The organism is Bradyrhizobium sp., from assembly GCF_049798375.1.
Lineage (GTDB): Bacteria > Pseudomonadota > Alphaproteobacteria > Rhizobiales > Xanthobacteraceae > Bradyrhizobium.
In genome coordinates this window covers 1-14,387 of record NZ_JBARGP010000632.1, presented here as the reverse complement: position 1 = coordinate 14,387, position 14,387 = coordinate 1, and the positions used below count along the sequence as shown (strand labels likewise).

The following is a 14,387-nucleotide window of genomic DNA, read 5'->3' as shown; positions in this document are numbered from 1 at the left end:
GAAGACGTTTCGGCGACCTTGCGGGTGCCGACATGGGCGCCATCGCGCAGCACGGTCACCCGATCGGCCAGCTGAAAAATCTCGTCCATGCGGTGGCTGATATAGATAATGCCAACGCCGCGTGATTTGAGCCGCCGCACCAGGTCGAACAGCCGCGTGACGTCATATTCGGTCAACGCGGCGGTCGGCTCGTCCATGATCAGCAGCCGCGCATCCTGCGACAGCGCCCGCAGGATCTCGACGCGCTGGCGATTGCCGACGCTGAGCGCGCCGACGATCTGGCCCGGTGTCAGGTCCGTAATCTCGAGGGACGCGAGCAGCGCCTTGGTTTTGGCAGCCATCGCCTTCCAGTCGAGCCAGCCGCCGCGGCTGCGGGGCGCATGGCCCAAGAAGATGTTTTCGGCGACCGACAGATCGCGAAACAGCAGCAGCTCCTGATAGATCGTCGCGATTCCGGCGCACCGCGCATCATCCGGGGACTCCAAAGGAAGCGGTTGTCCGTCGACCTTCGTGGTGCCGGCGTCGGGCTGATAGACCCCGGAGATGATCTTGATCAGGGTGGACTTGCCGGCGCCATTCTCGCCAAGCAGCGCATGAACTTCGCCCCGCGCGACCTCGAACGAAACGCCCGACAGCGCACGAACGCCTGGAAAAGATTTCTCGATGCCCTCGACCGCCAGCAGCGGCGCCGCAGGCGTATTCTCTCGCAGCGCTACGTCGCCGGCATCGCTCATGCGGCCACGACCTCATCAGGCGCATCGGCCGCGATCATCACCTCGATGCCGGCGTCGCGCAGCATGTCGAGCGCGTGTTTAGGCGCCTCGGCGTCGGTGATGACAGTCGATATCCGCGACAGCGGGCACACCACCAGGCTGCCGCGTGCCGTGAATTTGGAGCTGTCGGCCAGCACCACCAGCCTGTCGGCGCGCTTGATCAGCTTGCTCTCGGCGCGGGCGATCAATGGATCGCCTTCGACCACGCCGAGCAGGCCGATTGAGATCGCGCTCATGAACATGCGCGAGGCCGAATAATGCTGGATCGCGTCCTCCTCGAACGGCGACACGATCAGTTTCTGCTCGCGATAGACCTCTCCGCCCGGCAATGCGACGCGGCAATTGGAATGGTGAATCAACGTCTCGGCCAATGGATAGGAATTGGTGAGAACCTTGAGACGGCGCTCGCGCAGGAACTCACCCATCTGGAACGTCGTGGTGCCGCCATTGATGATGATGGCGTCGCCGTCGCTGCACAGCGCGACCGCGGCGCGCGCGATCGCCCGCTTGGCGGCAACGTTGAGCGTCTTGCTGATCTCGAAGGAGCGGGTCGCCAGCGCCGGCGCGTCGCCCGCCTCAGTCGGCGAACCTGACATCGGCTCCAATCCGCCACGCACACGCGTCGCCGAACCCATCTCGGCAAGCCGGACAAAATCGCGCCGGACGGAGGCTTCGGAGGCGCCGGTGGCACGGCAGACATCGGCGATCCGAACCAGCGGCTGCTGCTTCAGCATTGCCTTGATCAGCTGCCAGCGCTCGCGTTCATGCACGGCCCTGTTCCTCCCGACATGCATAGCTAGTCATGAACTTTGCGTGCGGTCAACGCTAAACCTCCAGTTTCATCCAAGATCAATCACGCTGCACAGCAACATCAATCACGCGGTGATTGACCGTGATTGATCGCGATACTATCGTTCGCACAACTACAGAATAGGGAGGAAAGGTTCATGACCAAGGCTGCGGCCGCGCCGCTTCCCGATCTCTGGAATGACGCCTATGCGGCGGACCTCGATGAGCCGGGCCTGTTGCTCTATCGTTCCAACCTGCTCGGCAGCGACCTTCGCATCACCAATTTCGGCGGCGGCAACACCTCGGCCAAACTCACCATGACCGATCCGCTGACGCAGCAGCCCGTCACCGTGCTGTGGGTCAAGGGCTCAGGCGGTGACATCGGCTCGATGAAGCGCGACGGCTTCTCCACGCTTTATCTCGACAAGCTTGAAAGCCTGAAACAGCTCTATCGGGGCCTCGCCCATGAGGACGAGATGGTCGCGCTGTTCAATCACTGCACCTTCAACCTCAATCCGCGCGCGACCTCGATCGACACGGCTCTGCACGGTTTCGTGCCCCACCCGCATGTCGATCATGTCCATGCCGACGCCGTCATTGCCATCGCCGCTTGCGCGAATGCCGAGCAGTTGACGATGCAGGTGTTCGGCGGCGAAATCGGCTTCCTGCCGTGGCAGCGGCCCGGCTTCGACCTCGGCCTGAAACTCGGCGCGATGGCGACCGAGCATCCCGAATATGTCGGCGTGGTGCTCGGCGGCCACGGCCTGTTCACCTGGGGGCCGACCTCGAAAGCGGCCTATCAGACCACGCTACGCACTATTCAGCGAGCCGCCGACTGGCTGGCGGAACATGAAAAGCAGCCCGCCTTCGGCGGTCCGCGGGTCGATGCCGCCCCGCCCGAGACGCGCCGCGCCGTTGCGGCGGCGCTGATGCCGCTGATCCGTGGCAGGATCTCGCGCGACGAGCGCAAGGTCGGACATTTCACCGATGCGCCTGAGGTGCTGGAGTTCGTCAATTCGCACGCGCTGGACCAACTAGCGCCGCTCGGGACCTCCTGCCCCGATCATTTCCTGCGCACCAAGATTCGCCCGCTGGTGCTGCCGTTCGACGGCGATGTCGGCAAGCTTGCCAATTCGCTCGACGCGCTGCTCGAAGCCTACCGCGCCGACTACGCCGCCTATTACCAGCGCTGCAAGCGACCGGATTCGCCCGCCATGCGCGATCCCAATGCGGTGATCTACCTGGTGCCCGGCATCGGCATGCTCTCCTTTGCCAAGGACAAGGCGACCGCGCGGATCGCTTCGGAGTTCTATATCAACGCCATCAACGTCATGCGCGGCGCCTCCGGCGTCAGCACCTATGTCGGCCTGCCGGAACAGGAAGCTTTCGATATCGAATATTGGCTGCTCGAAGAAGCCAAGCTGCAGCGCATGCCGAAGCCCAAAGCGCTGGCCGGCAGGATCGCCTACATCACCGGCGGCGCCGGCGGGATCGGCGGCGCGACGGCGCTGCGGCTGCTGAACGAAGGCGCCTGCGTGGTGCTGGCCGACATCGACCAGCAGGCGCTCGACGCGCGCATCGAGGCGATCGTGCAACGCTTCGGCCGCGACAGCGCCGTGGGCATCAAGCTTGACGTGACCGACGAAGCGAATGTTGCCGCCAGCTTCACGCAGTCCATTCTCGCCTATGGCGGCATCGACATCGTGGTCTCCAATGCCGGCATCGCCTCGGCCTCGCCGGTCGAGGACACCAGCCTGGCGCTGTGGCAGAAGAACATGGATGTGCTCGCCACCGGCTATTTCCTGGTGGCGCGCGAGGCATTCCGCCTGATGCAACGCCAGCAAAGCGGCGGCGCGATCGTGTTCGTCGCCTCCAAGAACGGCCTCGCGGCCTCAGCCGGTGCGTCGGCCTATTGCGCGGCCAAGGCCTCGGAAATTCACCTCGCGCGTTGCCTTGCGTTGGAAGGCGCGCCGCATGGCATCCGGGTCAACACCGTCAATCCCGACGCGGTGCTGCGTGGCTCCAAGATCTGGGCCGGCGAATGGCGCCGGCAACGCGCCGCCTCCAACAAGGTGGCGGAAGATGAGCTCGAGGAGGTCTACCGGCAACGATCGATGCTGAAGCTCTCGGTATTGCCGGAGGACATTGCCGAGGGCGTCTATTTCTTCGCCAGCGATCTTTCCGCCAAGTCGACCGGCAATATCCTCAATGTCGATGCCGGCAACGCGCAATCCTTCACGCGGTGACGCCAATCGTAGGGCAACAGGCATGACCGGCTTTTCCATCAGCGGGGATTTTCTCCAAAGCGAGAATGCGCCACGAAAGAGCGCGCTCGACGAGGATTATACGGCGCTATCACGTTCGTTGGCGCGCCGCGGCATCGACAGTGAGGCGCTGACACGCAGCGTTATGGCGTTCGGAGTTGCGATCCCGACCTGGGGCGTCGGCAGCGGCGGCACCCGTTTTGCGCGCTTTCCCGGCCCGGGCGAGCCGCGCCATCTGTTCGACAAGCTGGAGGATTGCGCCACCATCCACCATCTGGCGCGGGCGACACCGACGCTATCGCCGCATTTTCCCTGGGATGCGACCAGCGACTACGCGGCGCTGCGCGAAATCGCCACCGGATATGGGCTCTCTTTCGATGCGGTGAATTCGAACACTTTTCAGGATCAGCCGGGCCAAGCGCATTCGTACAAGTTCGGTTCGCTCTGCCATGTCGACCGCGCCGTGCGCGCCCAGGCGATCGCACACAATATCGACTGCATCACCATCGGACGCCAGCTCGGCTCTAGAGCGCTGACGGTGTGGATCGCCGATGGCTCGAACTTCGCCGGCCAGTCGAACCTGACCGAGGCGCTCGATCGCTATCTGGAGTCTATGGGCGAGATCTACGCGGCGCTGCCTGCCGATTGGCGGGTGTTTCTCGAGCACAAACTCTATGAGCCGGCGTTCTATTCGACCGTGATCTCCGATTGGGGAACGAGCCTTGCGGCGGCGCAAGAGCTCGGGCCGAAGGCACAGTGCCTGGTCGACCTCGGTCACCATGCGCCGAACGTCAATATCGAGCAGATCGTCGCCCGCTTGATCCGCTTCGGCAAGCTCGGCGGCTTTCACTTCAACGATTCGAAGTATGGCGACGACGATCTCGACGCCGGATCGGTCGAACCGTTTCGGCTGTTCCTGGTGTTCAACGAACTGATCGACGCCGAGAGGCGCGGCGCAAAGGGTTTTGCTCCGGCCTATATGCTCGACCAGTCTCACAACGTCACCGATCCGATCGAGAGCCTGCTTCAGTCGGCAATCGAATTGCAGCGCGCCTATGCCCAGGCGCTGATCGTCGACCGTCCGGCACTGGCCGCGGCGCAGGCCGCCAATGACGCGCTCGGCGCCCACCTCGAACTCAAGCGCGCCTTCACCACCGATGTGTCACCGATCCTGGCCATGGCGCGGCTGCGGGCCGGTGGCGCCATCGCGCCGATCGAGATCTATCGCGCCTCCGGCTATCGCAAGCAAAAGGTAAGCGAGCGGCCGCAGGTCACCGGCACTTCGGCCGGAATCGTCTGAGACAACCAATTACCATTTGAAGGTGGCGGTGAGGAAATCCGGCGTACCGCCGCACGCCGCGCACAGGCTGAGCAACTCGGGCTCCGTAAGCGACCGGTGAATGCCGGTCCGCACCAGCAAGGTCGACAATCCCATTGCCTTGCCGCCGCACACATCGTGCTCCGGACTGTCACCGATCATCAGGGTACGCGCGCTGGCATCGCGCGCTGCGAGGGCCAGCGCATGGCGAAAGAACGCACTGTGGGGTTTGCCGACGTAATCGACCCGGCCCCAAGATCCTCATAGATCCGCGCGATCGCGCCCGGCGCGGGAACGAGCTCGCCGTCCCGGATCATGGTGATATCGGGATTGACACAGATTGCCGGCACGCTGGCCTGCGCCGCCGTTTGTAGCTGTGCACGATAAGCCGCCAGCGATGTCCTTGGCGCGTCCGAGCCGGCGAACACCAGGAACGCGGCGTCGGCGGGTCTGGCCACCAGGTCGAATTCGTCAGGTGCAAACGCATAGTGATCGCCGTGGCGTCCGATCACGCAGGCCGCCGCTCCGGTCGTAAACTTCGGACCGAGCCCCCCGCTGCGGACGAGCTGCAGGCCGACCTCGCCTGAGCTCAAGACGCGGAACTGGGAGCCGGAAAATCCCAGCTTCCTGAGCCGGGTCAGATTGGCGGCGGCATCCTTGCCCGAATTCGTCAGAACGATGATCTCGCGCCCATCGCTGGCAATCCGGGCCATTGCATCGATGGCGCCGTGATAGGCCGCGACGCCGTCATGCAACACGCCATACTGGTCAATGATCGATCGAGGCGCTCCGTACCCCCGACGTGCCGACATCGACTCCAAGAACAAGGTCGCTTATGGTGTCCTCGCATCGAGCGACTGCCGATATTTCTCCGCGTCCCAATTCGGCAACTGCGCTTCGTCATCCGAGGCCAAGGGCGCGGCAGCGGTGTCGATTGAAATCAGGATCGAGCGCTCCATCGCCTCCGCCATCCAGGTGCCGCTCGCCTTGACCCACATCACGTCATCGCGCTTCAGCGAGATGTTGCCGCCAGCCCCCTGAATGACCAGAGGGTCCCGTCCGAGCCGTGCCGCCAGCGCGAGCACCTCGCGCATCTCGGAATCGTCTGCGCCGGTCACGCCGATTTCGCCATCGTGAACATCCAATCGGAAAACGCCTGCTTCTGACCAGGCGTGAGATGGAGCCCGTGCTTGGTCCGCCGCTCCAAAATATCCTCCGGGGTCACCGCCCACTCCTCGCGTTGCAGGAATTCGGCCTCGCGCTGATAGAACAAGCCGCCGAAATGACGCCCGAGATCAGCGGGCGCACGCACCCCGTCAAGCAGCCGGTGAGCACGAGTGCCATAGAGCCGCGCAGTGTGAGCGAGCACCTCGCGCGGCAGGGTCGGATAGTCGCGATGAAGACGAGTGGCAAATGCATCGAAGTCGGCCGACGCGATATCGCCGCCCGGCAATGCCGCGCCTGCCGTCCACGGGCCGGTCATGGCGGGAAAATAAGGCTTCAGCTTTTCGAGCGCGTGCTCGGACAATTTGCGGAAGGTCGTGATCTTGCCGCCGAACACCGACAGGATCGGTGCGGCTCCATCAGCGTCATTGAGTTCGAAGACATAGTCGCGCGTCACCGCCGACGGATTCTCGGCATTGTCGTCGAACAGCGGCCGGACGCCGGAAAACGAATGGACGACGTCGGCACGCGCGAGCTGGCGCAGGCAATAGCGATTGACGGCGCGAAGCAAATAGCAAATCTCGTCCTCGCCGGCCGCGACGCTATCAGCGTCGCCACTATAGGGAATATCGGTGGTTCCGATCAGACAGAGTTCGTCCTGATAGGGATTGACGAAGATCACCCGTCGATCGTCATTCTGGAACAGATAAGCGTGCGGCCCGTCCCAAAACTTCCGCACCACGATATGGCTGCCTTTGACCAGGCGAACGCGGTGGCCCGCATTCAGCCCCGCATTGCGCCGCAGCACGTCCTCGACCCAGGGGCCTGCCGCATTGACGATGGCGCGGGCCGAAACCGAACTGACAACGCCGGACTGATCGCGCAGCTCCGCGCACCAGATCCCGCCGTCCCGGCGCGCTGACACGAGTGGCGTTCGTGTCAGGACGCGAGCGCCGCGCGCCGCTGCGTCGAGCGCATTGAGAATGACCAGCCGCGCATCGTCGACCCAGCAATCCGAATATTCGAAGGCGGTCCGAAACTCCGGCTTGAGCGCTCTGCTCGCAAGCTCGCTTGCAAGATCGAGGCGTCGTGATTTCGGCAGCAGCTTGCGGCCGCCGAGATGATCGTACAGCATCAGCCCCAGCCGGATCATCCAGGCCGGGCGCTGCTCCTTCGAATGCGGCAGCACGAAGCGCAGCGGCCAGATGATATGCGGCGCTGCGCGCAACAAGACTTCGCGCTCGATCAGCGCTTCACGAACCAGGCGGAATTCATAGTACTCGAGATAGCGCAGGCCGCCATGGACCAGCTTCCCGGATCGCGAGCTCGTTCCCTGCGCCAGATCGTCCTTCTCGCACAACAGCACGCTGAGGCCGCGGCCGGCGGCATCGCGGGCGATGCCTGTGCCGTTGATGCCGCCGCCGACAACGAGAAGATCGACCGTATCAGCCGCCATCACCTTGATGCGATCTTCTTTGATTTGGATGGTGGATCCTGCACGCCATAGCTGCCGAACGCGCTGGCCGTCTCGGCGATGTCGGCGTCGCTGAGCAGAACGGGACCACCGATCGCCAAGGTGAGATAATATTGCCGCGCGATGGTCTCGAGCTCGACTGCGAGCCACATCGCCTTGTCGAGCGAGGCCCCGACCGCGATCATGCCGTGGTTCGCCAGCAAGCATGCCGTGCGGCCCTCCAGCGCCTGCAGCGCATAGTCAGACAGCTCCTTGGTGCCGAAGCGCGCATAGCCGGCAAGACGCACATTCGTGCCGCCGAACGCCGCCATCATGTAGTGGCAGGCTGGAATCTCCTTGCGCGCGATCGCCAGCACCGTCGAGTACGTCGCGTGGGTGTGCACGATGCCGCCGACCTCCGGCCGCGCCTTCATGATGTCAAGATGAAACCGCCATTCGGTCGATGGCTTCAGCGGCCCCTCCCACGATCCATACTCCCCCGCGATCGGCATCGCGGCGACCATCTCGGGCGTCATGATGTCATACGGTGTCGCCGACGGTGAGATCAGCATGGTGTCGCCATGCCGGGCCGAGATGTTTCCCGAGGTGCCCTGGTTCAAGCCGGAGGCATTCATCCAGCGGCACTTGTCGATGATCGCTTTCCGCAATTGCAGCTCGGTGTCGTCCATGGTTCCGCTCCTGGTAGATCAGCAAAGATGGTGAAGAGATTCGCCGTTCAGATATCGCTGCACTTCTAACGCCGCGGCTCGGGCTGCGATCCTGACGGTCTTGACGGACGCACCCGCGATATGCGGGGTCAGCGTGACGTTTGGCAACTGCAGCAGCGGCCAATCCGGCGGAACCGGCTCCACGGCGAAAGTCTCGATGGCGGCACCGCGCAAATGCTCGGAGGCGAGCGCGTCATACAAGGCTTGGTAGTCCACCAATGGGCCGCGCGCCGTGTTGACGAAGAAGCTGCCCGGCTTCATCGCGGCAAACTGCGCTGCGCCGATCATGCCTCGCGTTTCCTCGGTGACGCGGGGATGCAGGCTCACCACGTCGGATTGCGCCAGCAGACGCTCGAAGCCGACCTGCTCGACACCATCATTGAGGTCCTCGACCGCGAGTTGGACATAGGGGTCGCAAACCAGGATCCGGCAGCCGAACGCCTTGAGCAGCCGCACCACCCGCGTGCCGACATGGCCATAGCCGATGACGCCCACCGTCATCTCGGACAGCTCATCGCCGGTCAGATCGGCGCGGTAGAGGTCGCCGTGCCACTCGCCCCGCCGCAAGGAGTCGTGGCCGCGCGTGATCAGGCGGGTCTGGGAGAGGATGGCGCCGATGGTGAATTCCGCGACCGCGCTGGCGTTGCGTCCGGGCGTGTTGACGACCTGGATGCCGCGCGCGCGGGCAGCACGAACGTCGATATTGACAGGACCGCCACGGGACACCGCCACCAGCTTCAGGTGCGGCAGGCGATCCATCATCCCGGCCGACAAGGGCGCGAGATGCGTCACCAGGATCGGAGCATCACCGATGAAGGCGACGATATCGTCGGGCTGTCCCATATATTCCTTCAGGCCGTCCATACCTGCCTTGGCATAGCCATGCTCCATCGGCTCGTCGGGCCATGGCTGCTCCAGCGAACGGATCGCGAGCGTGTCACCGCAGACATCCCTTAACGCCTCCTCGAACAGACGCGGCAGCATGAAGCGATCCCCGATAATAGCTACCGATTGCGTCATGGGTTTGCCTCCCTTGCGTCAGCCAGGGCGGCCCAGACCGGGGGCATGGCTTCACGAACAGACCGATAGATCGGGAAAAGCTTGTCGTAGAGCACGCGACGCTCGGGATCGGGATCGATCGCAGGCCCGAGCGTCGGCGTGACCCAGCGATCCGCGCAATCCGCAAGGCTCGCGTAGTGGCCGAGACTCATCGCGGCAATCATCGCAGCGCCGGCCGCTCCGGTTTCGTCGCGCATCACCCGCCGCACCGATGACCCAAGGATATCCGCAAAAATCTGCAGCAGGCTCGACGAGCGCGCCGCACCGCCGGTGACACGAATCTCTTCTGGAATTTTTCCCATCACGCTGTAGCAATCGCGCGCGGCAAGGCCCAGCCCTTCATAGATCGCGCGGATCAGGCCGGCGAAGGTGGTGTTGGTCGAAAGCCCGACGAACTGCGCACGGGCATCGGCGTTCATGAAGGGACCGCGTTCACCGGCCTGCAGGATATAGGGATGATACAGCGCGCTGCCCGGCGTCGCGGCAGCGACATGCGCGTCAGCGCCGGCCAGCAGCGCCTGCCGGTTCGCGTCGATCCCGGCCATGGCGCAGGCCTGCCGGGCCATCTCGATCGCCCAGTCGATATTGACCGTCCCCGCCATGTTGGACTGGATCTGCGCATAATGGCCGGGGGTGGGCAACGCCATGGTATACCCTGAGCAGGCCGGGTTGAGCGCGACCGCCTCGGCACCGACGCTCATCCGCATGTGCATACCGGTCGAGCCGAGAATGGAGCAGCCCACCTCGCCGCCGACATCGTAGAGCCCTCCGCCGATCGCCGAGCAGACGACATCGACGTAGCCGAGCACCACGGGCAAGCCGCTCGGCAGGCCAGTCGCGGCCGCCGCCGTGGCCGAGAGCCCGTGATGCGTCTGCGCGCCATCGACGATCTCGGGTAACAGGCCGGCATGCCCTGCAATGCCGAGCCGCTCGCAGATGTCAGGCGCGTAGCTTCGGCTGCGAAAGTCGCCATAGGTGAAGACGGCCTCCGAAGGATCGACGGCGCGAACGCCGGTCAGCTTGAAATATAGCCAATCCTTGCAATGCAGGGCGGTCGCGGCCCGTTCCAGCCGCTCCGGCTGATGCTGCTGCATCCAGGCCAACTGGATCGATTGCTGGCAGGCGTTCAGGCCGGTGCCGGTGGTCGCATAGTGGGCGGCGTGATCGGGCCCTGCGACGAAGATCGCCGCCATCTCGGCCGCCCGCGAATCCAGCCAGATCAGTCCATCGCCGACCGGTTCCCCGTCAGCATCGATCAACCAGCAACCATCGCCCTGCCCGGTCACGGCCAGAGCTACGACGCGCTCTGCCAGATTCGGCACCACGGCGGCGAGATCCCAAAGCGTCTGCTGCGCATCGTCCCAGGTCCGCAGCATGTCCTGCTCGACGCATCCGCGCCCGAACCTGGTGTAGGCATTCGGACGCGACGTCATTCCGACCTGCGTGCCGTCGATCGTGAACGCGACCGATTTGAGAACGGAGGTACCGGCGTCGAGACCGATGATAAGATCGCGCATCATGCCGCTCGCGCTCCATGCGCCAGCGCAACCGTGGTGTGGGGATCGAAAATATGCAGGTCCTGCGCCCGCACGCCATAAGGCACGCTGTCTCCGATCGCTGCCCTCACCCGTGCATGCGAGACCGCGACCAATAGCTTGCCCGCCACCGCCATCGCGACATGACTCTGGTCGCCGAGCCATTGGTTGGAGACCACGCGCGCCGTCTCGGCGCTGCCGTTGCCGAGCACGACACGGTGCGGGCGAACGCCGAGTACGATCTTGCTCCGGTCGCCGATCGCCTTCCGGACCTCCGGTCCCAATTCGTTGTCGCTGAAACGAAGGCTCGGACCGTTGTCGAGCGCGAATTTTGTACGACCATCCTCACGGATCACGGACGCGTCGAACACATTCATCGGCGGCTCGCCAATGAAGGTCGCGACGTAGAGGTTGGCGGGCCTTTCCTTCAGCACATGCTGGGGCGCGAACTGCTGCAGCACGCCGCCCTCCATGACGGCGATACGGTCAGCCAGCGCGTTGGCCTCGGTCTGGTCGTGGGTGACGAAGATCGAGGTCATCGCCCGCTCCTTCAACAAGCGTTTGAGCCGGCCGCGCAGCACGGCGCGCAATTGCGGCTCGAGCTGTCCCATCGGTTCATCCAGCACGTACAGAGCGGCGTCACGCACCAAAGCCCGTGCCAGGGACGCCCGCTGCTGCTGGCCGCCCGAGATCGAATTGGGATAACGGTCGAGGATCGGCTCGATCTCGACCAGCGACGCCACCTCCTGCACGCGGCGCGCAACCTCGCTCGCGGACAGCCGGCCGCGCTTCAGCGCGAAGGCGATGTTCTCGCGCACCGTCAATGGCGGATAGAGAGAATAGCCTTCGAACGCCATGGCGACGTTGCGCGCGGCAGGCGCGAGACGCTCGATCCGCCGGTCTGCCAGCGAGATCTCGCCCGCGCTGACGTCCTCGAACCCCGCGACCATGCGCAACGTCGAGGTCTTGCCGCAGCCTGAGGACCCGAGCAGTGCGACGATCTCGCCGCGCGCGACGTCCATGCTGAGCGTCCTGACCGCGTGGACGGCGGACCGGCCGCGCGGGTGATAGATCTTGTCAACGGCGCGAAGTGATAGCGATGCGCTCATGAGCCACCTCCCCGTTCTCGGCTGGAATGAAGCGCCGTCCGCTCTCGCGCTCGAACAACAGCACGGCGTCCAGATCGAGCGCGACATGCGCAGGTCCGGTCCGACGCGGTTCGTCGCGGTCGCCGGGCTCGGACGCCAGCAACTCCTCGCCGCCTGGCGTCGTGAACAGCAGCACCGATTTCTCGTTCAACGGCGTCACCGCCACCAGCTCCACGGCGATCGCGCCGGGTGCCGGTCCGTCGACCATGCGTAGCGCTTCCGGCCGCAATCCCAGCAGATAGTTGCCGCCGGTCGCGGCCGCGTAGCCGGCGGAAAGGTTGAGCGTCGTGCCGCCCAGCCGGATCTCGACCGCTCCATCCACCAGTTGCGGCGCGACCTCGATCAGGTTGAGCGTCGGGTCGCCGAACAGCCGCGCCACGCCGACATTGACGGGCTCGGCGTAGATCCGCGCCGGCGTATCGCATTGTGCGATCTGGCCGTCGAGCAGGACGGCGACGCGATCTCCCAGCGCCATCGCCTCCTTGAAGTCCTGCGTCACATAGACCACGGTCGAGCCGGCGCGTTTCAGCAGCGCGGGTAGCTCCAGCCGCATTTCGTAGCGGAGCTTGGCATCGACATTGCGCAAGGGATCGTCGAGCAGCAGAATGTCGGGATCGGCGACCAGCGCGCGCGCCAATGCGGTGCGCTGCTTCTGACCGTTGGACAGCTCGCGTGGCGAATGCCCGAGCACGTGACGGATCTTGAGAAGTTGCGCGACCGCATCGACCTTGCGGTCAATCTCGGCGCCATCCATCTTCCGTGCCGTCAAGGCGCTGGCGATGTTGTCGCGCGCGGTCATGTGCGGGAACAGCGCGAAATTCTGGAACGCCATCCCGATGCCGCGCTTGTCCGGCGGGCTGCCCGCGGCGTCACGGCCGCGCAGGCCTATCGACCCGGCATCCGGTGGATAGATGCCCGCGAGCAGCCGCAACAGCACGGTCTTGCCGGTGCCCGAGGGGCCGAACAGGGTAACGATCTCCCCCTTGTCGACGCTCAGCGACAGCCCTTTCAGGACCGCGTCGGTCTTGAAGGCCTTGTGCAAATTTCTGATCTCGATCTGCGCCATATCAGCCCTTGACGGCTCCCAGCGACAGGCCCTCGACCAGCCAGCGCTGCGCGTAGAGCGCCAGCAGCAAGGTCGGCGTGACCGAGAGCACGATGGCGGCTGCGACCTGGCCGTACTGAATGCCGGACGCGGTCACGAACGCCAATGCGCCGACCGTCACCGGCTGCTTGTCGGCAGAGGCCAGCACCAGCGCGAACACGAAGTTGTTCCAGCAGAAGATGAAGGACAATAGCCCGGCCGCCGCGATGCCCGGCCCGGCCAACGGCACAGCGATCTTGAAGAAGGTTCGCAGCCAGGAATGGCCGGCGATACGGTAGGCATTCTCGATGTCAGGCGAGATGTCCTCGAAATAGCCGCGCACGATCCAGAGGATCAGCGGCAGCGCGATCAACTGATAGACCCAGATCAGCCCGGTATAGGTGTCGTCCAGCCCGAGTTCCTGGAAGTACAGCGACAACGGCAGCAACACCAGCAGCGGCGGCGCGAAGCGGAACGACAGCAGTGTGAACGCGATGTCCTCGCTGAGCCAGAACTTGAACCGGGCAAAGGCATAAGCCGCCGGTACGCCCAGGATCAGTGCTAGCACCACGGAGCAGGTCGACAGCAGCACACTGTTGCCGAGATTGCGCATGAAGGCGATGTCGAGCGAGCCGGCGCTGGTCAGCAGATGGCCGCTGATCAAAGCTTTGTAATTGCCCAAGGTCGGCACGAAGCTGAGGCTCGGCGGAATGCGCAGGATCTGCTCGTTGGTCTGGAACGACATCAGCAGGATCCAGACGATCGGAAACAGGAAGAAGATCACGATCAATGTCAGCAGCACGGCGCGAAGGCCGCGTTCGATCGGAGAGCTACGATCCATGTGGCCTGCTCCTCATGCCGCGGCGTGGCTGCGCTCACGCAGCCGCAGCCAGTTCTTGATGAAGACATGCGAGAGCACGTAGGTGATCAGCCAGAGCACGACCAGCAGCGCCGCCGATTTCCCAACATTGGTGTATTGGTAGAATTCGAGATAGGCGCGAACCTGGAACACCAGCAAGGTGTTGCCTGGCCCGCCTTGCGTCATCGCGTAGATGATATCGAATTGCTGGAT

At 64.3% G+C, this 14,387-nt stretch carries 14 protein-coding genes and 1 pseudogene; 2 read left to right on the top strand and 13 right to left on the bottom strand.

All coding sequences use genetic code 11. The features are described 5' to 3' along the window. Both WA702_RS24950 and WA702_RS24945 read right to left on the bottom strand, forming a co-directional pair. Positions 1-734 (bottom strand): ATP-binding cassette domain-containing protein (locus tag WA702_RS24950; RefSeq protein WP_425113209.1); only part of this gene is annotated, 734 nt, incomplete at its 3' end. Next, positions 731-1,543 carry a DeoR/GlpR family DNA-binding transcription regulator gene (locus WA702_RS24945; RefSeq protein WP_425113208.1) on the bottom strand — a complete coding sequence of 271 codons (813 nt, stop codon included), beginning with the start codon at positions 1,541-1,543 and terminating at the stop codon, positions 731-733. The genes WA702_RS24945 and WA702_RS24950, both read right to left, overlap by 4 nt. Positions 1,544-1,720: 177 nt before the next feature. Between WA702_RS24945 and WA702_RS24940 the strand changes: the two genes are divergently transcribed. Both WA702_RS24940 and rhaI read left to right on the top strand, forming a co-directional pair. After that, positions 1,721-3,808, top strand: coding sequence for a bifunctional rhamnulose-1-phosphate aldolase/short-chain dehydrogenase (locus WA702_RS24940; RefSeq protein ID WP_425113207.1), 2,088 nt, complete (start codon positions 1,721-1,723; stop codon positions 3,806-3,808). 22 nt (positions 3,809-3,830) lie between these two features. After that, the gene (rhaI, locus tag WA702_RS24935; protein WP_425113206.1) at positions 3,831-5,126 is read left to right on the top strand and encodes an L-rhamnose catabolism isomerase; all 1,296 of its coding nucleotides are present in this window, start codon (positions 3,831-3,833) and stop codon (positions 5,124-5,126) included. A gap of 9 nt (positions 5,127-5,135) precedes the next feature. Here rhaI and WA702_RS24930 read toward each other — a convergent pair whose 3' ends face one another. The 11 genes and pseudogenes from WA702_RS24930 to WA702_RS24880 all read right to left on the bottom strand — a co-directional run. Continuing rightward, complete coding sequence (locus WA702_RS24930) at positions 5,136-5,345, bottom strand: HAD hydrolase-like protein (protein WP_425113211.1); 210 nt, start codon at positions 5,343-5,345, stop codon at positions 5,136-5,138. Next, entirely contained in the window at positions 5,306-5,956 is a 651-nt protein-coding gene (locus WA702_RS24925) for a TIGR01459 family HAD-type hydrolase (protein ID WP_425113205.1), read from the bottom strand. Before WA702_RS24925 ends, WA702_RS24930 begins: the two co-directional genes overlap by 40 nt. 21 nt (positions 5,957-5,977) lie before the next feature. Then, the gene (locus WA702_RS24920) at positions 5,978-6,262 is read right to left on the bottom strand and encodes a hypothetical protein (RefSeq protein ID WP_425113204.1); all 285 of its coding nucleotides are present in this window, start codon (positions 6,260-6,262) and stop codon (positions 5,978-5,980) included. Beyond that, positions 6,259-7,764 carry a glycerol-3-phosphate dehydrogenase gene (locus WA702_RS24915; protein WP_425113203.1) on the bottom strand — a complete coding sequence of 502 codons (1,506 nt, stop codon included), beginning with the start codon at positions 7,762-7,764 and terminating at the stop codon, positions 6,259-6,261. Before WA702_RS24915 ends, WA702_RS24920 begins: the two co-directional genes overlap by 4 nt. After that, on the bottom strand, positions 7,764-8,450 hold the full coding sequence (locus tag WA702_RS24910; RefSeq protein WP_425113202.1) for a class II aldolase/adducin family protein: 687 nt from the start codon (positions 8,448-8,450) through the stop codon (positions 7,764-7,766). Before WA702_RS24910 ends, WA702_RS24915 begins: the two co-directional genes overlap by 1 nt. An 18-nt stretch (positions 8,451-8,468) precedes the next feature. Then, entirely contained in the window at positions 8,469-9,509 is a 1,041-nt protein-coding gene (locus WA702_RS24905; protein WP_425113201.1) for a 2-hydroxyacid dehydrogenase, read from the bottom strand. Then, a complete protein-coding gene (locus WA702_RS24900; RefSeq protein ID WP_425113210.1) occupies positions 9,506-11,065 on the bottom strand; it encodes an FGGY family carbohydrate kinase in 1,560 nt (519 codons plus the stop codon). The genes WA702_RS24905 and WA702_RS24900 overlap by 4 nt, the downstream gene beginning before the upstream one ends. Continuing rightward, positions 11,065-12,192 carry an ABC transporter ATP-binding protein gene (locus WA702_RS24895; RefSeq protein ID WP_425113200.1) on the bottom strand — a complete coding sequence of 376 codons (1,128 nt, stop codon included), beginning with the start codon at positions 12,190-12,192 and terminating at the stop codon, positions 11,065-11,067. Before WA702_RS24895 ends, WA702_RS24900 begins: the two co-directional genes overlap by 1 nt. After that, positions 12,161-13,297 (bottom strand): ABC transporter ATP-binding protein, encoded by a 1,137-nt coding sequence (locus WA702_RS24890; protein ID WP_425113199.1) that lies wholly within the window; start codon positions 13,295-13,297, stop codon positions 12,161-12,163. Before WA702_RS24890 ends, WA702_RS24895 begins: the two co-directional genes overlap by 32 nt. 1 nt (position 13,298) lies before the next feature. After that, positions 13,299-14,156 carry a carbohydrate ABC transporter permease gene (locus WA702_RS24885; RefSeq protein WP_425113198.1) on the bottom strand — a complete coding sequence of 286 codons (858 nt, stop codon included), beginning with the start codon at positions 14,154-14,156 and terminating at the stop codon, positions 13,299-13,301. 12 nt (positions 14,157-14,168) lie between these two features. Further along, positions 14,169-14,387, bottom strand: a pseudogene (locus tag WA702_RS24880) (sugar ABC transporter permease); the annotation flags it as partial.